Source organism: Anoxynatronum buryatiense (assembly GCF_900182905.1).
GTDB classification, from domain to species: Bacteria; Bacillota; Clostridia; order Peptostreptococcales; family Tindalliaceae; genus Anoxynatronum; species Anoxynatronum buryatiense.
In genome coordinates, this window is sequence record NZ_FXUF01000001.1 from 334379 (window position 1) to 356855 (window position 22477).

Annotated in this window: 20 protein-coding genes and 2 riboswitches; all 20 genes read right to left on the bottom strand. The window is 47.4% G+C overall.

What is annotated here, in order from left to right:
- Nucleotides 1-51: 51 nt before the first annotated feature.
- Nucleotides 52-168: riboswitch (molybdenum cofactor riboswitch) on the bottom strand.
- Nucleotides 168-1241 carry an XdhC family protein gene (locus QOL74_RS01520; RefSeq protein ID WP_283407659.1) on the bottom strand — a complete coding sequence of 358 codons (1074 nt, stop codon included), beginning with the start codon at nt 1239-1241 and terminating at the stop codon, nt 168-170. It overlaps the preceding riboswitch by 1 nt.
- Nucleotides 1225-1872, bottom strand: coding sequence for a histidine phosphatase family protein (locus QOL74_RS01525; protein WP_283407660.1), 648 nt, complete (start codon nt 1870-1872; stop codon nt 1225-1227). The genes QOL74_RS01520 and QOL74_RS01525 overlap by 17 nt, the downstream gene beginning before the upstream one ends.
- A complete protein-coding gene (locus QOL74_RS01530; protein WP_283407661.1) occupies nt 1869-3011 on the bottom strand; it encodes a DVU_1551 family NTP transferase in 1143 nt (380 codons plus the stop codon). Before QOL74_RS01530 ends, QOL74_RS01525 begins: the two co-directional genes overlap by 4 nt.
- A gap of 60 nt (nt 3012-3071) precedes the next feature.
- On the bottom strand, nt 3072-4091 hold the full coding sequence (locus QOL74_RS01535) for a molybdopterin-binding protein (RefSeq protein ID WP_283407662.1): 1020 nt from the start codon (nt 4089-4091) through the stop codon (nt 3072-3074).
- Between the two features lie 65 nt (nt 4092-4156).
- Nucleotides 4157-5503, bottom strand: a complete 1347-nt coding sequence (locus QOL74_RS01540) for a DVU_1553 family AMP-dependent CoA ligase (protein ID WP_283407663.1) — start codon at nt 5501-5503, stop codon at nt 4157-4159.
- Nucleotides 5500-6885 carry a radical SAM (seleno)protein TrsS gene (trsS, locus tag QOL74_RS01545; RefSeq protein ID WP_283407664.1) on the bottom strand — a complete coding sequence of 462 codons (1386 nt, stop codon included), beginning with the start codon at nt 6883-6885 and terminating at the stop codon, nt 5500-5502. Before trsS ends, QOL74_RS01540 begins: the two co-directional genes overlap by 4 nt.
- 17 nt (nt 6886-6902) lie before the next feature.
- Nucleotides 6903-7286: a DVU_1555 family C-GCAxxG-C-C protein gene (locus QOL74_RS01550; RefSeq protein WP_283407665.1), complete on the bottom strand. Its 384-nt coding sequence runs from the start codon at nt 7284-7286 to the stop codon at nt 6903-6905.
- Between the two features lie 21 nt (nt 7287-7307).
- On the bottom strand, nt 7308-8045 hold the full coding sequence (gene trsM, locus QOL74_RS01555; protein ID WP_283407666.1) for a DVU_1556 family methyltransferase: 738 nt from the start codon (nt 8043-8045) through the stop codon (nt 7308-7310).
- A gap of 15 nt (nt 8046-8060) precedes the next feature.
- The gene (locus QOL74_RS01560) at nt 8061-8267 is read right to left on the bottom strand and encodes a DVU_1557 family redox protein (RefSeq protein WP_283407667.1); all 207 of its coding nucleotides are present in this window, start codon (nt 8265-8267) and stop codon (nt 8061-8063) included.
- Nucleotides 8268-8315: 48 nt separating this feature from the next.
- Complete coding sequence (locus QOL74_RS01565) at nt 8316-10676, bottom strand: pyridine nucleotide-disulfide oxidoreductase/dicluster-binding protein (RefSeq protein WP_283407668.1); 2361 nt, start codon at nt 10674-10676, stop codon at nt 8316-8318.
- Nucleotides 10677-10830: 154 nt separating this feature from the next.
- Nucleotides 10831-13563, bottom strand: a complete 2733-nt coding sequence (locus QOL74_RS01570) for a molybdopterin-dependent aldehyde oxidoreductase (RefSeq protein WP_283407914.1) — start codon at nt 13561-13563, stop codon at nt 10831-10833.
- 114 nt (nt 13564-13677) lie between these two features.
- Nucleotides 13678-14097 carry a NifB/NifX family molybdenum-iron cluster-binding protein gene (locus QOL74_RS01575; protein WP_283407669.1) on the bottom strand — a complete coding sequence of 140 codons (420 nt, stop codon included), beginning with the start codon at nt 14095-14097 and terminating at the stop codon, nt 13678-13680.
- A gap of 114 nt (nt 14098-14211) precedes the next feature.
- Entirely contained in the window at nt 14212-14748 is a 537-nt protein-coding gene (locus QOL74_RS01580; RefSeq protein WP_283407670.1) for an ECF transporter S component, read from the bottom strand.
- Between the two features lie 128 nt (nt 14749-14876).
- Nucleotides 14877-14995: riboswitch (molybdenum cofactor riboswitch) on the bottom strand.
- Between the two features lie 200 nt (nt 14996-15195).
- Entirely contained in the window at nt 15196-15750 is a 555-nt protein-coding gene (locus QOL74_RS01585) for a hypothetical protein (protein WP_283407671.1), read from the bottom strand.
- A gap of 5 nt (nt 15751-15755) precedes the next feature.
- On the bottom strand, nt 15756-16715 hold the full coding sequence (locus QOL74_RS01590; RefSeq protein ID WP_283407672.1) for a hypothetical protein: 960 nt from the start codon (nt 16713-16715) through the stop codon (nt 15756-15758).
- A 27-nt stretch (nt 16716-16742) separates the two neighbouring features.
- The gene (locus tag QOL74_RS01595; RefSeq protein WP_283407673.1) at nt 16743-17573 is read right to left on the bottom strand and encodes an energy-coupling factor transporter transmembrane component T family protein; all 831 of its coding nucleotides are present in this window, start codon (nt 17571-17573) and stop codon (nt 16743-16745) included.
- Nucleotides 17573-19138, bottom strand: coding sequence for an ABC transporter ATP-binding protein (locus tag QOL74_RS01600; RefSeq protein WP_283407674.1), 1566 nt, complete (start codon nt 19136-19138; stop codon nt 17573-17575). The genes QOL74_RS01595 and QOL74_RS01600 overlap by 1 nt, the downstream gene beginning before the upstream one ends.
- 51 nt (nt 19139-19189) lie before the next feature.
- Nucleotides 19190-20272 carry an ECF transporter S component gene (locus QOL74_RS01605; protein WP_283407675.1) on the bottom strand — a complete coding sequence of 361 codons (1083 nt, stop codon included), beginning with the start codon at nt 20270-20272 and terminating at the stop codon, nt 19190-19192.
- The gene (locus tag QOL74_RS01610) at nt 20245-21876 is read right to left on the bottom strand and encodes a metallophosphoesterase family protein (protein ID WP_283407676.1); all 1632 of its coding nucleotides are present in this window, start codon (nt 21874-21876) and stop codon (nt 20245-20247) included. The genes QOL74_RS01605 and QOL74_RS01610 overlap by 28 nt, the downstream gene beginning before the upstream one ends.
- Nucleotides 21877-21892: 16 nt before the next feature.
- Nucleotides 21893-22459, bottom strand: coding sequence for a molybdopterin-dependent oxidoreductase (locus tag QOL74_RS01615; protein WP_283407677.1), 567 nt, complete (start codon nt 22457-22459; stop codon nt 21893-21895).
- Nucleotides 22460-22477: the final 18 nt, after the last annotated feature.

The window sequence follows — 22477 nt, forward strand, 5'->3', positions numbered from 1 at the left end:
CCAGATCTGCTATCTGGATACCTAAAGCCAGGCTGTTTCCATTACAAAAAAGCCTTGCTCTCTACCCCTCCTTTCCACACTGGGAGGCATCGCTGTTTCCGGCGATACCCATCGCCTTTTAAACCACTCTTTAAAGGAAGGTTTAAAAGATCGGAGTTGTTATTCATTTAGTTTCTTGATGACTCTGTGACGAACGGTTCAATGAGAACACTCATAATGCCTCCACAAACCATTCCCATGTCTTCAGCCATTTCTCCGGTTAAATCCAACGTTCTTATGGTCACTTGATGGCTGTCCATGCTGTCTATTGCCCATTGAATCACTTGACTCTCACTACAGCCACCGCCAATGCTGCCAGCAATGCTGCCGTCAGGAAATACAATCATTTTTGCGCCAGCCTTTCTTGGGACAGATCCCTTTGTAGCGATCACCGTCACCACCGCTTTTTTCTCCCCCTGATTCAGTGAGAGTGTTTTAACCACCTGGGGATCATACTCTGTCTGATTGCGGGCAATGGCCTTCTTTTCCCTCCCTTCCACGATTAACCTGCGGCAGCTCACCAGTTCAGCCGCAATGGATAGTGCAATTTCTTCCGGTGTTACGGCTCCAATATCCAAACCAATGGGGGTATGCACCTTCTCAAGCAATTCTTTGGAGTAACCTTCTCTTTCCAGTTCCTCCAGTATTCCCTTTACGCGGCGCTTTGATCCGATCATGCCCACATAGGCTTGTCCTTTGTCAATGACTGCCCGAAGGCATTCCAGGTCATGGCGGTGCCCTCTGGTGACAATGACCACGTAAGTGACTGAAGTTATATCCAGCCGCTGAAAGCAGGTGGAAAAGCTTTCGCAGATTACCTGCTGCGCCTCAGGGAATCTCTTTTGATTGGCAAAAGAAAGACGATCATCCACCACCGTGACTTGAAAGCCTGCTTGTGCAGCCATTGTGGTCAATGGTTTTGCAATATGTCCACCACCAAGAATCACCAGTTGAGGTACGGGGAAATACGGTTCAATGATGATCGTCTGATGGACCTGATCAACGACTTCCACCATTCTCTGTTCATACGCCCGCTGAATCAATGCATTAAAAGGATCCTCGTCCTTGTCATGCTCTTTGTTCACATAACATTTTTTTGTCACCTTCGATGCCTGTTGATCAAGGTTGTTCACCACTGTCAGCATTGCAGCTTCACTGCCTTCATTAAGCGCTTGAAACAGTTTTTCATAAGCTTCTCTCAAGTTGACATCCCTCCTTTCCAGCTTCATTTGCCGGCAGTAGGTTCAGAGCTTCCACCTGCATGACAGCCCCCAATTGCTTGATCAGACTGATCTGAGTGTAGCACTGTTGAATCTCAAACAATGACTTCAGTTCCATTCCCAGCAAATGGCTCAGAATTACTCGATTAACGCCGGCATGGGCAACAATGGCTATGTTTTCACATGTATCTTCCAATATACCATAGAAGGCGGGCAGTACCCGTTTGGCTAAATCAGCAAAGCTCTCACCCTTTGGTGGCCTAAAAGTATCTATTTCTCGTCCCCGGCGTGTATATGCTTCAGGATCCGTTTTTTTGATCTCTGATAACCTTTTGCCACCCCAGTTTCCCAGATTGATCTCCCGAAGACTGGCCATCTGAACAACCGGTTTATGGTGGAAACTGGCAATAACAGCTGCTGTTTCAACAGCTCTTATGAGGTCACTGGCATAAATCGCCTGCAGGGACCGATATTTTAGTGCCAGGGCAGCGGCTTTCGCTTGTTGTTCGCCCTGACTGCTTAGAGATGGATTCTCCCATCCCAGATAAGTGCTTTCCTGATGGTCAGTTGCAGGTTCAGCATGTCTGATTAAAAACACCATTCGCTCTTTCATGGTTGAACACCCTGCACCAGCTCGGAATGCAGGAATGGCATCAAAGGGCATTTCAAGGCAGCTTCCACCATCTTTTGCAGGTCCATTGCGTCGGTCAAACGCTTTTCTGCTGATTTCTGTGCCTGATCATTGCCTTGGAACTGCACCAGAATCTTCTCCATCCGATTGCTCAGATCTGTTAGCTGTGCATCTGCCACCAGTTTGTCTGCCAGATAAACCAGGGTCGTTTCACTGATTTGATTTTTGAATTCAATCGGCAAATCCATGTGGACGGCGACAATATGAGCTACTTCAGGATACCCTTTATCTGCAATCAATGAGGCTCCCTTAACAGCGTGATTCTTGTTGCCCCGGACAAGATCGTGCAATAAGCAGGCAGCACTGATCAAGCCCAGATGCAAATGATAACCCTGGCTGTTCAAATGTTCTCCCAAGGCTCTGGCCACCCGTTCCACCTGCTGCATGTGGGAAACAATGTGAGCCTCTGTTCCATGCTCCAGCCACATTCCATGGCATTCAACCGCTGTTGGAAAGTCAGCCAGATTGTTTCTGACAGCACTTCGATAGGCTGCCTCAGTGTCTATATCCATTAAAACCCCTTTATCATGTACAGCAACAACCTGCTCTGTTCTTGCATGTGCTCTCAACAGAGCCTGCAACCCCCCAGCCGCTTCTCTTTTCAGAATTAATGGCTGCAATGCTGTGGATATTAGGGGTGGATGCCCTTTTTGATCCTTGTAAACCGGATAAACCACATCACATGATTTTGTTTCAAAGGTGTTTAGTATTTCTGTGATCACTTCACTTGAAACAAAAGGCATGTCAGCAGGCAGAAAGAAAAAGGCGTCAATTTCAGTCTTCAATGTGTCGACGCCAACCTGAACAGAAGTGTACATTCCCCGAGAGTATACCTCATTGACCACTGCCATTGCTTCCATTTTTTCCACCAGTGGCTTTAATAAGTGTGCCTGATGGCCCAATATCACTCGAATGTCGTGGATCCCTGCCCGCTGAAAAACCCGGATGACTCTTTCAATCACCAGTTCATTTGGAGACACCGGCAACAGGGGTTTTAAGAAACCCATCCGTGAAGCGTACCCTGCAGCAGCAATAATGGCAGCATATTTACCCAAATCCATCACCTCGTCGCCTTCATTTCCATCAATTCTGGCAGCCTGGTTGAATTTCCAGACCCATGATCATTTTCCAAAAGAGCAATTTGGCCACCGGCAGGTCTCGCAACCCAGGCAAAAACCACCATGGGCCCAGCGAATAATATCTTTTCTTCCCAGTATTTCTCCTGCCTGAATCCTGGGATACACCAGATCAAAGACGCTGGTTCTGTTGTACATGACGCATCCGGGCAAGCCCAACACAGGTATCTGATTCAGATAAGCCAGTAAAAACATGGCACCCGGCAGAACTGGCGCTCCATAAGTGACGATGTGGGCACCTGCTTGTCGGATCCCTTCCGGGGTCACGTCATCAGGATCCACCGACATTCCCCCCGTGACCAGTATCAAATCTGCTCCTTGATCCCGAAACCGGTGAATTGCCTCAACAATCATTTGGATTGAGTCAGACACAAATACCTGATCCAGCACGCAGCTTCCCGAAGCACTGATTTTCTGGCGTAGAACAGGTCCAAAACCATCTTTAATGCGTCCTTCAAAAACTTCACTTCCCGTTGTCACAATGCCGATGTTTAATTTTCTGAAGGGTTTTACTTCGAAAATGGGCCTGTAAGATTCACATACTTTTTCAAGCATAGCCAACTCTCGTTCTTTGATCACCAGCGGAATGATTCTTGTGCCAGCAAGGGGATCGCCTTCTTTCACCGACTGATTTTCATGAATGCTGGCAACCATGACATCCTCAATACAGTTAATGGCTTCAAGTCCCTGAAGATTGATTTTTATCAAACCGTCTGTTGATGCCATCATCTGTACCTTTCCTTCACTGGGGGTGGTCAAGGTAATTCCCTGACCAGCCATTGCCTTTGCCATTCGCTGCGCCGCTTCATCTTCATGAACAAATCCGGCATTCAAGTCCCACACATAAAGATGCTTTTTACCAAGATCCAGTAATTGGGAAATATCTTCCTGAGCAACCACATGCCCCCGCTTAAACAATGGACCCTTTTTTTGTCCCGGGAGAATTTGTGTCATATCATGGCACATGACCATTCCAACCGCTTCTTGGACCGGTATTCGCTTCATATGCATCCACCTTTACACATTTTATCGATACTGCTCCACAGCATTCATTTACCTGAGTCTTTAATCTAAAAGCCGGACCTCATGGGCTGCCTCCGCAGATCAATGATGCGTCTTTTATAAATCGCTTTTCCATCCAACTCTGCTGGCTTTTGTCTTTCAAAGCTGATGGCAAGATTTGCTGACTCCAAGGAAGGTGCCAGATGCGACTCGTCAAATGCCCGATATAACTGTTGATACATGTCCGCTCCTGCTGTCTTGCCTCCCACCCCAATGACCAGTCTTTCGCCTTCATCGGTGGTGTGGATGCGAGCATCAAAATCGGTGACGTGATCAATTCCAAAAATGACTTCTTCCAAATCTGACATGGTCAGCTTACTTCCATTTGAAAGTTTAACGGAAGATCTCAAACGGCATTGAATTTTATCCAATGTTTTCAATATTGTTCCACATGTGCAGGGTGTGGTTAGAAGACGACTCAGATCACCTGTTCGATAACGAATCAAAGGCATTCCCCGGCGTGTCAGTGTGGTGAAGACCACTTCGCCCCATTCACCATCTCCAAGAGAAACCCCTGTAAGGGGGTCCATGATCTCGACAAATAGATCCGCTTCCCTTAAATGGTATCCCTGAAAACCGTGGCATTCCACGCCACCGCCAAGCCCCATTTCTGTCATCCCATAATGTTGAAAAACCCGGCAGCCCCAGTTTTCTTCAATGGTTCGCTTGACGCCACTGGAAACATAGTCCGTACTCAGTAGCGCACTATGCAAAGTGCCCTTTTGTCGTATGAAAGCTGCATGTTCTCCTTTTGCAAGCGCCAAGAGTTGTTGTGGTATTCCCACAATGACATTAATGCGCCTGTTAACCAACAGGTTTTCCACCTGAGCTGTATCATCCACTACACCATACACCAATGTCTCCGCGTTCATGCGGCTCAGGGCTTTTTTTAACAGGTCACCAATGCTTCCAGGGCTGGCACCAGGCAGCAATACCAGCACCTGATCCCCTGGATTGGTAAAGGTGGACATCCCTATGTGAAAAAAATCAGTGGTCAGTTCCTGGTCATCCTGAGTAAAACAAATCCTTTTGGGCTGGCCTGTGGTTCCTGAAGTCTGGAGGGTCACTATACGGCTGATGTCATCTTGCGTGACGCAAATCATCCGGTGCCCTTCAGACCTCAGGTCTTCTTCTGTTGTCCATGGCATAAGCCTGATGTCATCCAGCGTTTTTATATCTTCTGGCTCTATGTGACTCAGCTTCTGCTGATAATAACGGCTATTTCTTTTGGCATATGCCACCGTGTACCTGATTCGATTCAGTTGGTACCTCTCAAGGATTTGTCGATTGAAGACTGTCGGCTCGCCGGTTATTTTTTCCCTGATCCAGTTCTCCAGCGGTGTTTTTTCAATCAATGAGATGACCTCCTATGAAGCGCATTCCCTGAAGAGCTGGTGATATTATAGGCGCAGAATGGAATCAGTTCGTTACTGTCGGCATCAAAAATAGCCACACTGCATTTTTTGAGCCGGCTCAGATCAAGGTTCCACACATCTTGAAAAGCCATGCAGGTAATACTGAAGCCTGCATTTCGAATGCGATTCAGATAAGCATCCCACTCGGTGAAATCATAAAGATCAGACTTAGGGTTCTGTCCCTCTTTTTCCATGTGACTGGAAGCCATTTCCCACTTTTTCTTCACAAAGTCTCTTGCATTGACAATCTCTGATGTTTGCTTTTCCTGTTGACAACCACATCCGCCCTGTGATGACAGGGAACGAACGGCACCTCCCTCATCCACCACGAAGCTTCCTTTGAAGGAGCAGAGGGAACATCCTGTTTTAAGAGGTTTCAGATCTTTCATCTGAATTTTTCCGTCAGTTTGAATCTCAATTTGCCGGATTACTTCCGGTAATGTGATGCGTTGCGTATCTGAAGGCATATGGGGATACTTTCCAAAGTAGCTGACAGGCTGAAAATGGACTCCCCGAACAGTTGGCAGGTACTGAAGAGCAAACTCAATGATTTCACCTATCTGGTGAGTATTTATTCCAGGTACAAGGGTGGGCACCAGTACCGTTCCCAGTTCGTACTTTCGGCAGTTTTCAATGGCTTTCTTCTTCATATCCAGTCGCATATGGCCCCGCAGATTTTCATACACATCATCACTCACACCGTCAAACTGTAAAAAAACTGCTGAAAGACCCGCTTCCTTCAATGCTTCCACATAGGCTTCATCTTCTGCCAGCCGCTGGCCATTGGTATTGAGCTGAATGTAGGGCAGCCCTTCCTGCTTGCCGCTTTTAACAATTTGGGGAAGGTCATCCCGAAGGGTGGGTTCACCACCAGAAAGCTGTATGTTAAAGGGCCGGTCTTCACTGATGTGAACCAAATGACGAAAGATGGCTCCAATTCGTTCAATGGAAGGGTCTGTTGATTGTGCTTTGGCAACGTCTGCGTAACAGACGGTGCATTGCTGATCACACCGGGAAGTCACTTCCACCAGTACACAGCAAGCCTGCTGTTGATGCTTCCCGCAAATACCGCAATCGTAAGGGCACCCTTTGCCATGAACTTTAGGAGCATACAGCGGCGGATCATTCACCGTTTCCTGCTGCCACTGCTCATAATCCGGTTTTCCTCGCCACAATATGGTTCGGAAATCGCCATGCTCTGTACAAGTCTTGACCATGCTCACCAGATGATCATTGCGAACAATATGCGCCTCCAACTTTCTCAGACATACCGGGCATAAGCTTTCAGTCATCGATACCTGGTGCTCTTCAATGAACTTCATGGTCACCGCCTTCCTCTCTATGCGTTTTCCTCCAGTAATGCCCTGACTTTTTCATAGGTCATCACCACCAGATTCTCACACACTTCTCCCTGTCTCCCTTCGTTTCCTTTCAGCAAAGTGGCACAATCGCAACTTTCAAAAGTTTCCTCAAACCAGCCTACCAGCTGAGGCACCAGTTCCAGCGCTCCTTTTTCCGGGTCATAATAAGAAAGCAGACAGGCGCCGCCGCTTAGTGCGCCACACAGTTTGCCTGAACATAACCCGCCACAGAGTCCTTTCATTGCATTGATAAGGTCCTTGTTCTCTTTTTTCTGATCGTCCAAACCCAGTTGCAGCAGCATTTGTGAACAGCAGTAACCCTTTAGTCGATAATCCATTAGCTTTTCCAGGTAATCCATCATCAGAATTCCCCCTGTGAATCCTCAGTTCCTTTTACGGGCAACACACAGAAAATAACCCATTTTCACCTTGCTGTTGCATGGCGTCCACCTATCATCCACTGGCTGATGAGTGATCATCTTCCAAAAATCAGCGGCTGATCCAAAATTCATGATCATTGAGGCCACCATTGAATGAAGGTGGTGGGTCTCATCTTCCATAAGTTCCACATTAAAACCATTATTTTGCAACATGTGATCAAGGTCCTTCAGCCTCATCGGACTCATTAAGCAGCTTTCGATGCCGGCATTGCCGTCAACAGCCATTAACTCCTGTTGTCGCTGGTACATGTCTGTTAACATCAAACAGCCTTGTGGCTTCAACGTGCGATGAACTTCCTGCAAAACTTTTTCTTTTGATTCCATGAGAGAAAAGCTGCACTCCATGAGAACGCCATCAAATGAAGCCGTGGGAAATGGAAGCGCTTCAGCCTTTCCTTCTATCAGGTTTAATGACCCGTACTTTTTTTTCCCCTTTTCAACAAGAAGCGGAGAAGCATCTAACCCGGCACAAGTATAATCATAGTGTTGCTGGATGAAATCAACGGTGGCTCCCATACCGCAACCCAAGTCCAACAGCTTGCTTTTAGAATAGAAATCGCCATACTCCAATGCTTTCATTGTCAGCTGAAACCCACCGGGTCTGATGGAGCCGTCAGTGAGCTCCTCAAAAAGTGGGTTTTCATACAGTTTAATCTTTTCTTCTCTGCCCATGATCTCCATCTTCCTTGCCTCTCCTTACTTGTCTTCCAGGGTTTTTTCCACTTCCAGCATCTTCCCCATGGCAAGATCCTCCGGGACATAGACTTCCTGGCATCTGGGACACGCCAGTAATACCGCCGGGAAAGTGCTTTTCATATAAGTAATGTGCACCTTACGGGGCTCCAACAACACATGACATTTGACACAGGTGAGACCATCTTCGTTTTTCAGTTCTTCTTTCATGGTAACCTCCTGTCCGTCCACACGAGAAACCAGGGAAAATAGAAGTTGTTACAGGCTGTATTTCCGATGTTCATTCTCTTTCACCTGCCGGTTGATTTCAAGCCTGTGACTATAGGCTTTATGAACCAGGAAGCTGGTTTCTTCAATGCTGTATTCCACCCAATAGGTAATGATTCCGGGCCTGAGCTTCGCAGTATAATGATTGTTATTGGGATGATAGATTTTATTGTTAGTGGTCTCTGCGTGATAAATCACCTGCTGAATATCTGAAAGCAGGATCAGGCGATCATTCATGACTTGTTCCATCTTCGGGGAGAAACGTACTACAATGCTTTCATGGTCCTCTGGCTGACGATCCATATCATCCCTCCAAACTTCTTTCAGCAGTCGCTGCTTCAGTTTAATCCGATTTTCATGACGCTGACTGAAGGTGAGCTGATTACTTTCACCACGCCAATCCTCCTGAGAAAGATCCCGGTGGATCAGGTCAAAAATGTGCCAACAGGTTTTGCCCTGTTTCGAAAAATAATCATGGCACATTTGACAGTAAACAATGTAATCTTGCTGACTTTCTCCAATCCGGTCAGCTACCATTTCCTGTGCCAGCTGTCTGTTGGCGAAGGAAACCAGTCCTCCATAGCCGCAGCATTTGGACTTTTCTCCACTGAATGGAAGCTCTTGAATCTCAAACCCTTTGGAAATAAGGATGTGACGCACTGCCTGATGAACCCGTGGTTCGTTTTTTGCAGTACAGGCGTCATGGATTGAGATTTTACGATGATGTCCGGCAGGCGTCCCTTGAAAAGGAAGTCCCCTCTGGCAGTAAATCTCCCAAATGGATTGCACCACATGATCTGACAGTGCTTCTTTAAAGATTTTATGACAGGTGGAGCAAGCTGTTATGATGAGAGGTTTTCCAGCTTCTTCCCAGGTTTTTGTGAAAATTTCAAGTGTATTTTTGAATAATGGGTCTCTTCCTGCCCATGCGGCCGGCGCACCACAGCAGCCTAAATACAAACCCACACCTCCTGCCAGATGAGTTGTCAGGTACTCATAGGCCTTCATCACGTGCTCAGGCGCAAGCGCTGCTATTTGACATCCCGGATAAAACATATACTGACTGCTCTTCATTCCCGGCTGATGTCTGAAAAGCTGGAAATAGTCACTGTTGCTGAACTGCATGTCACGAATGGGGAAATCATGAATGGCTTCTGGCATGGCATTTTTCGCAACAAGTTCCTCTTTAGCAGTGGCACATACCTCTCCCATATTCAATGCGTTGGGGCATCGTTCTTCACAAAGCCCACAATACGTGCAGGAGTTCACCATATGTTTTGTCTGTCGAATACCCATCATGATATTCACGTTGTTGGCAATTTCACGCACGTATTTTTTGGGGTAACTCCCGTAGGATTGCAGAAATTTGCAGCTTTTCACGCATTCCATGCATTCACATTGAATACAGCGCGCCGCTTCTGCTGCTGCCTCATCTGCTGAATATCCCCCGCCCTCATCGACAGGAGGCACTGGTGCCCAATGTTCAACAGACTGGATATTTGTATATAAGCGGGTTTTGTAGGCTCCCTCATGATGGCGGCCCTCTGTCAGTGAAACTTTCTTCACAAATCGATCAATGGATATCGCCGCACTTCGACCTTCCGCAATGGATGTAATGGGTGAGTAATCAGCCTGGTTCCGGGTCATGCTTCCTCCCGCAAAAACACCGCTGACTTCTGTGGACAAAGTCTGCAGATCAATTTCCAAAGACTGAGTCTTCCCTGTAGCAACCATCCCCGCTTGCATTGTTCCCATTCCAAGAAAGACAGCATCATATGCATCAATGATTGTGTCAAACGGCTTGTCGCGTCCTATTTCACAGCCCATAAAAAACTGGATTCCAGTACTTTTTAAAAAGTCAAAGTCTTCATCAATCAGTTGTTTGGGTAACCTTTCAGAAGAAAAACCCCTGATTTGCCCCCCTATTTCAGCCTTTTTTTCATATACGTGCACCACATGCCCTTTTTCATACAGAAGCAAGGCTGCTGTTAATCCGCTGAGTCCTGCGCCAATCACCGCCACTCGATGATCGGTTTTTTTGAAAATCCTGATTTTTTTGGTTGCGATGATTCCCAACGTCGTACAGGTTTTTTCGATTTCTCTGATCTGCAGGGAACCTCCCATTTCTTTTCTCATGCAGACATCCTGACATGGCTGATCACACACGCTGCTGATGATGCGTGGAAAGGGGATCTTCTTCTGATAAACCCGCAGTGCTTCTTCCAGCTCGCCTTTTTGCATATGTAACATCATCTGTTTTACATCCACGTGAACAGGACAACGGGACTCACAGGCAGGTGGATCACTCTGGGTACATCGATCTTCATAAGCCCTGATTTCCGTGCGCTTCATGCAACGTCACTCCTTAAAAGCTGAAAGGCAGTTCACACAGCCCTTTCATTTCACTATCCGCCATGATGTAAAGGCAGGGGAATCATACGCTGACATTTCCCCTGCTCGTTTCCTCCCATCAGGTCTTCAGCAATACCAGGAACATCTGAGATGATTATTCAATTTCCTGAAGGGCAGCCAATACTTTTTCCGGCAACGCTGGAAGTTCCCGAATACGGGCCCCGCATGCCTGATAAATGGCATTGATAATGGAGGCATGGGGAGAACTCAATGGCAGCTCACCAACACCGGATGCTCCAAAGGGGCCATGCTCTCTGGGTGTTTCAAAATACACCACTTCCATTTCATCCGGCGCATCCATGATGGTGGGTATGCCGCAGCGGGCCAGATTCGTGTGCCGGGACAAGTCCTCAAAATCTTCTGAGAGCGCCAGCCCAATGCCTTGAACCAAACCGCCATACATCTGTCCATCCACCACCGTCTTATTGATGATCGTCCCACAGTCAGTCACCAATGTCATTTTGTTCACGGTTGTTTTACCTGTGGTCACATCCACTTCAACCTCTGACATGACAATGCCATACATGTACTGCATCATTGGTGTTCCCTGGCCCGTATCCTTGTCAATCATCGCACAGTATGCACCTGAAGCAAAGTTGCCCACATACCTCAGATCAAGCCCTTCGTTGGCCATTTCTTCATAAGATCGGAAAGTGCCATCTTCTTTTTTCATCGCTTCAATCAACTTTTCACAGGCGTGTTTGATGGCATTTCCGAAGAATACCTGTCCACGACTGCCTGCAGAAACACCACCGTCAGGGCAAATGGCTGTATCATTCATCACCAGCTGTATTTTTTCCAGCGGAATCCCCAAAGGTCTTAATGATTCATGAGCAATCGCCAATGTACCCATGTCTGATCCCTGTCCATGGTCTTGCCAGCAATTGTAAATGGCTACCCCTCCGGCTGGCAAAAGCTCGGCCCAGGCTTCTGAAAAGTCTGCAAAGTCACCGCCTACACAATAGTTTGCCAGTGATAATCCCACACCATATTTTTTCGTTTCTGCTGACTTGGCTTTCGCCTCTTTAACTGCTTTCTCATAATGCGGTCTCAGATAATCAAACATCTCCGGCCAGGTGAACACCTCTGGCGTGGCACCCACCGGTGTGGTGGCCCCTGGTCGATAAACGTTCTTATAGCGCATTTCAAAAGGATCCATTCCCATCTTCGCTGCCAACTCATCCACCAGACATTCACTGGCAAAAAGGGCCTGTGGCGATCCGTATGATCTGAATGCTGTTCCATAGGCATGATTGGTGCACACAGCCGATGATTTGCCCCGAATATTTTTGATATCATAACCGGCACCCACAAACATATTGCCTTTGAATGCCAGGCAGTCGCCCCATTCAGAGTAGGCTCCGTGATCAAAAATGATATCGTATTCCATTCCTGTCAGCATGCCTTCTTCATCAGCTGCCATACGAATATCTGTATAAGATGAAGAACGTTTGCCCGTATAGGTAATGGTCTGGAACATATCAAATTCAAGATAGCACGGTTTTCCCGTTGCCATGACGGCAACACCCAACAATGCTTCATTGGTTGGACTCAGCTTATAACCAAAGGTGGCTCCCATATTGTTTTGAATCAGTCTGATATTTTCTGCTTCGATTCCCAATGCTTCCCGAATCATTTCAATGTGTACATACAGGCAAATGCTTTTGGAATGGATGGTCAGTCTGCCCTCTTCATCATAATAACCAAATCCCACATCGGGTTCTAAAATCAGGTGAGGCTGCCTGGTGGTATAATAGCTGGCTTCGGCAACATGTGCTGCTTTTTCAAAGATTGGCTTCGTCTCTTCACCCTTGATGGTTGGCTGTTCGAAATACACATTGGGTGTACCGGGGTGAATTTCAATGGCATCATCTGCCATTGCCTCAGGCGCATTCATATAGGCTGGTAACTCTTCCAGCTCCACCACGACTTTTTCCGCAGCCGCTTTTGCATGTTCAGGTGTGTCGGCACAGACAATGGCCAGTGCATCTCCAAACTGGAACACTTTTTCGTCACACAGAATTGGTCTGTCAAAGCCATCGCCTTTGTTCCATGGGAACAGCGCCATGCCATTGATTCGATTGGTCCCTTGAACATCCTTATGTGTTAAAACAGCTTCCACCCCTGGCATTTTCTCAGCTTCGCTGGTATCAATGCTCTTGATAAGGGCGTGTGACACTTTTGCCTGTACCAGTTCAAGATGCAGTGTCTCTGGGGGCATTTTAAGTCCCAGATCTGCACCATAATCGTACGTTCCGCTGACTTTTGCCAGTGCTGAAGGCCGGGGGATCCATGAGCCTAAAATCGAGTCGCCTGCTTTGTGTTGGTAAAGCAGGGCTTCCACATCCATTTCACCACGGATCACTTTGGCTGCATCCATGACTGCATCAACAATGGGCTTATAGCCTGTGCACCGACACACATTTCTGTGCTTCTGGAACCATTCTCTTACTTCCTGCCTTGTTGGTGACTGGTTCTCTTCCAGCAGCCCTTTGGCCGAAACAATAAATCCAGGAGTACAGAAACCGCATTGAGCAGAACCATGTTTGGCAAAGGCCACCTGCAATGGATGCATGTGATCTTTGTTTCCAACGCCTTCGATGGTGGTAATGATGGAACCGTTTTCCACTTTTTTCATTTTAACAACACAGGATCGCACCACTTTACCGTTAAGAATCACTGAACAAATACCGCACTGTCCGGCTTTACATCCTACTTTTGTACCCGTTAGTCCAAGCTGCTTTCGGATGACATTGGAGAGAAGATCTTCAGAATCAACGACTAAACTGATTTCATTCCCATTGACATGAAGCACTTTTCGACACATTTTTTTCATTTCTTCTGCCATTTTGCACCAGCCTCCTTTTTGTGTGGAACATATGACCTTCCATCTTATCTGTGTCTTGTATCGACCCCTTTCAGAGTATCCATTCAATCGCTGTCAACCCTCTTCTCTCTTACCTTTGCTGTTTCTTATTTCACTTTGACCATAGAGAGCTCCATGTTCATGGCTGTGAGATTCACCCTCTGCATGGGTGAAGAGTTCCAGCTGCCGGCCAGCCATTTTTTCAACTGCCTCCAAAACAGTCAGACCTGTCCCTTTATAACGGGTAACCTGCTCTTTTGCCAGAATATCAAATCCTTCTTTTTCAATGATTCCAGAGATCACAGCTTCACAGTCATTTTCAACAATCAGCAATGCCAGTTCCAGTATAGATGCTGTTTTCGGCATCGGATCAGCTGTCATCAACTCACCGGTATCGTCATCCAGTTCAAGAATAAAAAGTGTATCCTCGGTCTGCAGACGCTTTCCGATGACAGCCTTTGTGTCGCAACCATGTGCTGCGGCAGCAATTTTCATGATTATGCCTCCCCATCCCAGGCAGAAATAGTTAATTAATTAACAATTTAATTTAAAACCACTCTCTTTTTTCCACATTTATTCATCTCATTATTGATACCAATTGTTCTTCTATCAATCAGCAGAAGTGTACTCCTTCGGCAAATATCGACCTATCAAAAGTGCCAGCATTCCTCCCAGCATTGCAGTATAAAACTGAGGCAGAGAAAAAGCATGAATCAGCCTGTCCGGCATTCCAGGCATAAACTGAGCAGCAATCAAACGAATAGAAGACGCCATGATGGCGTATTTAAACAACGCTGCTGCCACCAGCGCCATCATTTGATTGATTCGTTTCATCTTGATTGCAGCCCCATAAAAAACAGTGATAAACGCCGCATTCCCCAGCACCACAACAGGTACCAGCAAAGGCATTGGCATAATGCCAAGCATAAATGCCATTACCGGGGTTATACAGCCGATCATTACCGCGTGGAAAGGACCCACAGTCAACACGGCCAACAGCAAGGTCATATTGACTAAAGGCCCTACAACTGGTTGGGCAAATGGCATGAACCCAATTTGAAAAATAAGTGCCAAGGCCAATAATACTGCTGATTTCGTTAATTGGTGATGAAGTATGCCGGCATTTTTTTGTACAGGTTCTGTCATTGGAAATCACCATCCTTTTCATATTAGAGAACATCTGTTAAAGCACACAAAAAACTCCCTTGTTGTGCAAAGGAGTTTTGAACCGTTCCATTAAACGGCACCGCAACCAAAGACGTGAAATCCTGCCTACGCCTCAGCCATTTCCTCCTTTCCACACTGGGAGGCACTGCCGTTTCCAGCAATACCCTACAGGCTAGAAAACCATGACTTGTGTTGTAGGTTTTCTAGCTCGGAGTCATTCTATGAAGATTGATTAAATGATAGCAAAGAACGATCAGATTGTCAATCTATTATCATTTTTCCCTCAATTATAACATTTGCGTCATTTTTTTAGTAGTTTTTTTCAGCATTCGTGAAAATGCTATTCGTTGGCTCTTTTTCTCCTGCCAAAGCACACATGATACTTATGATGGTTCGATTTTTCCAACGTTAAATGTGACAAGCCCCTTATTCTTGACAATTCACTTCGATTTCGACAAGATTGCCCAGAAACCAGGGTTGATTATCATCACTGGGGTCACCCTTCCGTTGTCCCATGAACAGTCTTGGACGCTGTCGGTCATAATCGTCTTCCGTCAGTGGGCGCGGTGTCCACTGGACTGGCCCTTGCGGTACCTGATCATCAAACATTGCAGCTGCATAAAGAGCAATCACAGGGTCAACCCTGGTTTCGTTGGCGAGGGTGAGGCCGGGGTAATAATAACGGTTGGTCAGTGCTCCCAGCGATGATTGATAAGTGAGCCCGTCGCTGGCGAAGAAGGTTATGGCAAGTTGAGGATTGACCGTCACATCACCTGTCTGAAGCAACCCCAGAAGAGAATACCCTTTCACTCGCCAGATTTTGTGAAATCCCAAATGATTGTTGGATGAGAAAAAAACTTCCTGAAAGTGTTGATTTGCCAGTGTCCACTGAGATGGGTTCAGCACCACTGGTCGCTTTAAGGCCGTTCCAGAAACCACGACACTTCCCGGTTCATGGGCCGGATCATAATAATCCTTCAATGATTTCACTCCTTTCGTTCCTGTCCCACCACAATACGCACCAGCTCCCTGAGAAACATTGGCTGATTAATATCACTGGGATGATCCTGTTGCTGCCCCATGTATAGCCTGGGCCACTGAGGGTCACGATCTGAAGCTGTCAGCTCTTGGGTCTGCCAGTGCACTGGCGGTTGTGGTTCAATGGCATCGAAGACTTCTTTTCGATAGAAGCCGATGAGCGGTCCAATGAGCTGGCCTGTATCTGTCGTTAAGTCTGAGAAGTAGTAGCGATTCTGAAGAGAGCTCCACTTCTCGCTGTAAATCACCCCATCAGCAGATTCAAAGGTGATCAAGTAATCCTCATCAGTTTTTAATCCAGCTTCTTTCAAAAGGGATCCCAGGTCATACCCTTTCACCAACCATATTTTATGGAATCCCAAATTATTATTGGAAGAATAATAGCGTTCTGTCCACCAGGGGTGATTCAACTGCCATTCAGAAGGATTCAGCACCAGCTCATTTTCCAATCCGTCTCCAGTAATGATAAGTGCCCCCGGTTCAGCTTGAACCCGAGGTGTCATCTCCCGAAACTCTTTTTCAGAAGCTTCCACTGGTTCATAATCTTCGGAAGAAACTATGATTTTAGACCCTTCTGATTCGTTATCATCAGAGTGGCTGTTAGTGGCTTCAATTTTGTCAGTTTCGTCAACTGCTTTTCCAGCCTCATGAAAATCCTTGGGATCACTGGATTCAACTGCTTCGTCAGGTGCCTCCAACTCGTCAGGCACATGGATTTCTTCCACCGCTTCAGAAACTTGCTGTTCAGCAGCAGTCTCCCGCGTTACTTCTTCTGCCGGTTCCACCTCTTTTTCTATTCCGCAGCCGGTCATGCAGCTCATCATCAGCAACAGTAACAGCAACACGCCTGCCATAAAAATGGTCTTGCCCGCCAAACAGCCACATCTGCGCCAATGAGTCATCCTCACGCCATCAACCCCTTCCATCATACCATCTTATCTCAAAGCCGCCCAGATGATTCCAAAAACCAGGGGAATCACAGCCATCCCCCTTTTCTCTGCTTTTGACATTAACAGCGTTTCCCGATACTCTCTGTGATCCGTCAAACCAAAAGCTCTTATTTCCATGGATACCGTCAGTGTATCCACTCTTCCCAGTACCGAGATCACCAATGGTACTAACAAGTATCGAATACTGCGCACCAGTTTGGCAGGCGATAACCCCTCAAGATCGATTCCTTTGGCCATCTGAGCGTTTTTGATTTGATTTAGTTCCAGATGAAACAGCGGGATGAATCTCAGTGCTGTGATCAGCATGAAGCCTGCCCGATAAGGAAGACCAGCCTGCATCAGTGTGTACGCCAGTTGATTGGGATTCGTGATGGCAACAAACAAATAGCTTGATCCGATGACATTGATAAAGCGAAATACCATTGCCAGCCCTCCCAGAAGCCCTTCCGACCAAACTTCAAATGAAAAAAAACTCCCCTGGAAATGCCAGAGAAGCACTCCCGTTCTAACCCATAATACCTGGGCCAGCAACATCATTAACCCAAACAGCAGGATCCACCGCAATTTGCGAATAAAGAAATCCCATCCCAATCCTGCTGCTCCATAAGCACTGATGAGAATGACCAATAACAACATTCCTCCAGCCACAGAGGTCACCAGCATGGCACAGATGCTAAAGCTAATCAGCAGCATCAATTTGACACCTGGATGAACTCGATGCAGCGATGAAGTTCCTTCCACATAACTCAGTCCCGGAAAAAACCCCTTCGATATCGGCGAACTCGTTTTACTTTTTGGTGAACAGGCTGCCTTCATCAGTCTCCCCCTTCTTCACCGATCTGCACATGTCCACAGGCTGGCAGGTATTCATGGTGTCCTTGGGCTTTCAACATTTGAAAGGCCTCTGCCGTAGGTGCATCAATAGCGATGCTTCCATCCTTCACAAACAGGATCCGTTGGCAGAAAGTTTCCACCACTGCCGGTTCGTGACATACCATCAGTACTGATCCACCCTGCCTTCGATGATACTGAAGCACATTCATCAAAGTCAGCATCCGTTCTCGGTCCTGGCCCACCAATGGTTCATCAAGAATAAGGAGAGATGGACCATAGGCCAGCACCGACACCAATGCCAATCTCTTTTTTTCTCCCAGACTGAGGGTAAAGGGATTCTTCTCCCGATATTGGATCAGATGGAAATCCTCCAATAGATTTCCGGTTATCTCCTCAACAGCGTCAGAAGAAGTCTCGCTGAGAAAGGAGGCCGGCAGCAGCGCTTCACGCCATACACTGTTTTCAAATAACTGGTGATGGGGATTTTGAAAAACCAGTCCCATATGCCGGGCACGATAAGCTACTTTTTTCCCAGTCATCTCTTCCTGCTGAAACCAGATTTTTCCTCCAGAAGGTTTGATGATTCCAAGTAAAGAAAGGATCAACGTGGTTTTGCCACTCCCATTGTCACCCATAAGGGCAACGGTTTCACCTGGCGAAAGTTGAAAGCTCACATCTGACAAAACCACTCGGTCTTCATACCCTGCCTGAAGATGTTCCACACTGAGCAAGGCTTGCTCAGCCACAGATACTTCTTCGTCACTTGCCTTACTGTGCCTGCTTTGATCGCATGATTCGAAGGCCTCAGGTACATAGCTGGTTTGAGATGCCGCCTCCAACCCTCCCTGGAGCATTACAGCCCTGTCAATGCTACTTGCAATCCTTCCTTGATCCATCCGGATCAATCGGTCCGTCCATGGCAGCACCTGTTCCAGTCGGTGTTCAATAATCACCAGAGAAACGGCCTGTTCCCGCTGCAGTTTCGCCAGCACTTGCAGCACTTCCCTGGTGCAACGGGGGTCCAGATTGGCGGTGGGTTCATCCAAAATCAGGAGAGCAGGTTTCATGGCCAGTACCGAAGCAATGGCGACACGTTGTTTTTCTCCTCCTGATAAGGTGTGCACCTGACGATGAAACAAATGCATACCATCCACTGCCTCGAGAGATGTGATGACTCGGCTTCGAATCTCTTCCGGCGGTACACACAGATTTTCGGGACCAAAGGCCACCTCATCAGCGACGGTGAGGGTGCAGAGCTGCCCCTCGGGATCTTGCTGAACAAGTCCCACAATTCCCGAAAGCCCTCCCTCAGGGTACTTACGGGTATCGTGTCCCTGAATCAGTACTTCCCCCATCATTTCTCCCGGAAAAGCAGTGGGGATAAAACCGGCGAGGCACATGGCCAGCGTGGACTTGCCACACCCACTGGGTCCCGTAATGGTGATAAACTCCCCAGGGTAAAGACGTAGATCCACCTGTGATAATGCAGCATTCTGTTCCCCTTGATACGTAAACGTAAGTTGATTGATTTCAATCACAGGTGTCATCTCTTTTTTCCCTCTCTGCATTTGGCCTTACTATTGACGTTCTCCAACCGATTATCGGACCACAAGACGATTCACCATTTTAACCCAATGGCCGCCAGGGTAAGCGCCGGCTATCAGTCTTAGTGTGTCTGATTCTTCAATCAAAACCATTTCATGGTCATCCATCACGTCCTGCAAATTGAAAGTCACTGTATAGCCGTCTGAAGCAATCACTTCCAAAGTAACAGCATCAGGCAATGGTTCCACCTGTTTCAGGATTACCCATATGGGGATGCCTGTGTATTCCTGAGGTGGCACATGGGTGATCTCACCAATCAGCTCTGCTGTAATGGTGGTGGTTGCATCGGACATTTGTGACAGGTTCAGGGTCGCCGGATTCTCCACAGCCCCTTCCACCCGCAGAGCTGGCCCTCTGCCCGGCAGTTCGAACACGAAGGTAAAGTAGTAGAGTGCTCCTGCAGATAAGGCAAGGGTCAGCCCCAGAGTGATCCAGTGCCTTCCTTTCAACCGCTGACGTTTGTGATCAGCCTGAAAATCATGGCTGGCAGCACCACTCATACGAATGGGACGTGCCTGAAAAACCATTTCCATAACACTCATGGCAAAGCTTCCTCCCAACAATGCGCCAGAAAAAAAAGCCAGAGTGCTGATGAAAAAGAGATAGGTGATGGGCGCTCCCGAAAAGTAGAGGAGCTGAAACATCACCACATTGGAAGCAGCAGCCAGTCCACCGGCGAGCATATAAGCCGGCAGTGAATGACGCCGCCACAGCAGCAGGACCACTTCCACCAGAAATCCCTGTACCAACGAGATCATGACGATTACTACGCCATGAGTACTCCCTGTGAGAAGTTCAATGACTCCTTTCAATAATCCGGCCATCGTGGCAGCCCCTGGTTTACGCACCAATCCTGCCGCCAGCACAATCCAAAATACATGCAACCCGGCAACAAATTGACCTGCACCAAAGGGAACCCCCAGCATCCGATTTAGCAAATTTCCCAGGTAGCCCACATAGGTGCTCATCACACCTCCCAATCCGCTGAGGATGGCAATGATCAGCAAGTCACGGTTGTGCCAGTAGCGCGCTTTTCCTGAGTCAGTCTTTAAGGTGTTGTTTCTTGTTGATTCCATGGAATCACCTCCAGGCGGTTGACCATTCGAACCCATACACTGCCTGCTGATAAATAATCATGCCCTCCCAAACCTGGCAATGAAGTCTTCAGCAGATTCTCGTTATCAAACACACCATCATCCGGTAAAAAAGCTATTCGGTAGCCATCTTCCCATTCGGGTAAAGTTGATTGATTATAGGCGATAGCCAACACCATATCTCCCTGTTCATCGTACCATCCCGATGACTCAGGATACACATTTTCATAGGCAAAATCCTGTCGATAGCCATCCCAGGAATGAACCCGCAGGAAATCATCAAGTGTCATACCCCCCACCAAGTCAACCAGGTCTTTCACTGGAACACCACGGTAAGTTCCTTCTCCCCGAAAATTGCCATGAAAATTCTGAAAGCTTCCCTTTCGTGATAAAACAGCCATTTCATCCAGGGTATCCGCTGGCAGAATGAGATCACCTTTGCTGCCAGTGATCACCACATCAGTGCTGCGCGGAGGCGCTTCCACTGGAATCGGTGTCACCAGCAAAGGTTTTGCCAGAGTGACCAACGTATAGTGATAAAAACCACCTTCATCTTCTGATGCATAGAGCCGGGCACCAGCACCACCACTGATCACATGGTCGACTCCTGCTTCATTGCGATGATGGAACAAATGCACATGACCGGCAAAAACTCCCTGAACCTTCAGTTCAGGCTCAGCTATCAGTTCATAGAAGGCCTCTGCTCCACCGATATCAAGAAAGCCATGGCTGCGACCCCGGGGATCCGCTGGCGGACAGTGCATGAACAAGAGTTGCTGGGTGTCTTTCACGTGGTTTAACTGTGCTTCCAGTCGACTGAGTTGCTCCCCTGTCATGTTCAGGGAAGAAGTATCCAACAGAAGAAACTTGAAATCTCCCAATTGAAAGCCGGTTTCCCGGGGACCTATCAATGATTCAAAGTATGCCATTCCATCTCCTCTGACATCGTGATTGCCAGGCACCGCATACCAGGGAATGGTCAGGGCTTCCATGGTCTCCAGAAAGGCACTGTATTCTTCCGGTTGTCCTGATGGCACCAGATCGCCCAGATGGATAAGAAGGCTTGCTTCGGTTTCATTGATTTCTTCAATGATCCGAGCCAGCACATCATCGTTTCCCTGATTGTCGCCCACAACCGCCATGATCAGGGGTTTCTGTGGCAGGTTCCGGCTCCAGTCTGCATAAATGCTCTGAGGTTCAGATGTCAACGGCACCTGCATCATAACAGAAGTAGGTGTGAGGGTTTCAAAGGCGACAGGCGTCATCCTTGTTGTCTCTCCTGTTTGTTCATGGATCACCTGAAGATGAGCTGCCCATACATTTTTCAGATTTATTCTCATCATTTGTCCATCTTTTTCAGCTTCCGGTAAGTGGATGATGGTTTCAGGCGCTGTTGCGCGAACCTGAAGCTTATCTTTCTCATGAGCAGTCACCACTCCTCCGATGACACCTACTTCAACGTTTTTTTCAGCCAGTGGAACACAGGCGCAGCAGGCAAACAGGATCACCAGTAAACCAGTCAGTACCCAATGATAGGGAGTTGTCAGCCGTTCATTATGGCTATTAGCACTTTGCAGGTCTCTCATTTCAAAATCCTCTCCATCACTTAACTTCCAATGTGATGATATGTCTCACCCAATAAGGTTTGTTCACATCACCTGGCTCCCGTTGACCAATCACCAGCTGGAATGGATTTCCTTGATCCGGGTCAAAGGCCTGACCCGCCTGTTCCCAGGCAATGATCATGGGATAGGTGCTATCAGGATTTTGCTCGTCCAGATAGTCTTTCCGTTGAACCTCTTCCAATGTGTACGTCACCTGATAGCCATCTTCAGCTACAATGGTCACCTGGGTGGCATCAGTCTTCAGTTGAACGGTTTCCTGCAGCAAATGCCACAGCCAGACGCCTTTGAAAGCAGTGTATTCCCTTGTTCCGTAAGAGTTTAGGGAAAAGAAGTCGGCTTCCACCAATCCGGCCTCCATTCCTTTCATTTGTTCCAGGCTTACCTTTGCAGGAGCCAGAATGCCTTCCCCATTGATTTCGATTACAGCCTTGTCGTCCCCGGTTTTTTCACTGCGACAACCATTTGTAAATAAAACAGTCAGCAGCAGTATACCCAGTAATAATCGAAGCCATTTCTTATGAGCAGAGGTGTATCCTATGGTCATTCCGTATTCGCCGCCTTC

Coding starts and splice junctions, on each gene's coding strand:
- QOL74_RS01525 (WP_283407660.1), bottom strand. CDS start 1,872: ATGAAAGAGCGAATGGTGTTTTTAATCAGACATGCTGAACCTGCAACT.
- QOL74_RS01535 (WP_283407662.1), bottom strand. CDS start 4,091: ATGAAGCGAATACCGGTCCAAGAAGCGGTTGGAATGGTCATGTGCCAT.
- trsS (WP_283407664.1), bottom strand. CDS start 6,885: ATGAAGTTCATTGAAGAGCACCAGGTATCGATGACTGAAAGCTTATGC.
- QOL74_RS01610 (WP_283407676.1), bottom strand. CDS start 21,876: ATGAGAGACCTGCAAAGTGCTAATAGCCATAATGAACGGCTGACAACT.
- QOL74_RS01550 (WP_283407665.1), bottom strand. CDS start 7,286: ATGATGGATTACCTGGAAAAGCTAATGGATTATCGACTAAAGGGTTAC.
- QOL74_RS01605 (WP_283407675.1), bottom strand. CDS start 20,272: ATGGAATCAACAAGAAACAACACCTTAAAGACTGACTCAGGAAAAGCG.
- QOL74_RS01565 (WP_283407668.1), bottom strand. CDS start 10,676: ATGAAGCGCACGGAAATCAGGGCTTATGAAGATCGATGTACCCAGAGT.
- QOL74_RS01575 (WP_283407669.1), bottom strand. CDS start 14,097: ATGAAAATTGCTGCCGCAGCACATGGTTGCGACACAAAGGCTGTCATC.
- QOL74_RS01615 (WP_283407677.1), bottom strand. CDS start 22,459: ATGACCATAGGATACACCTCTGCTCATAAGAAATGGCTTCGATTATTA.
- QOL74_RS01560 (WP_283407667.1), bottom strand. CDS start 8,267: ATGAAAGAAGAACTGAAAAACGAAGATGGTCTCACCTGTGTCAAATGT.
- QOL74_RS01580 (WP_283407670.1), bottom strand. CDS start 14,748: ATGACAGAACCTGTACAAAAAAATGCCGGCATACTTCATCACCAATTA.
- trsM (WP_283407666.1), bottom strand. CDS start 8,045: ATGGAGATCATGGGCAGAGAAGAAAAGATTAAACTGTATGAAAACCCA.
- QOL74_RS01595 (WP_283407673.1), bottom strand. CDS start 17,573: ATGAAGGCAGCCTGTTCACCAAAAAGTAAAACGAGTTCGCCGATATCG.
- QOL74_RS01600 (WP_283407674.1), bottom strand. CDS start 19,138: ATGACACCTGTGATTGAAATCAATCAACTTACGTTTACGTATCAAGGG.
- QOL74_RS01530 (WP_283407661.1), bottom strand. CDS start 3,011: ATGGATTTGGGTAAATATGCTGCCATTATTGCTGCTGCAGGGTACGCT.
- QOL74_RS01570 (WP_283407914.1), bottom strand. CDS start 13,563: ATGTGTCGAAAAGTGCTTCATGTCAATGGGAATGAAATCAGTTTAGTC.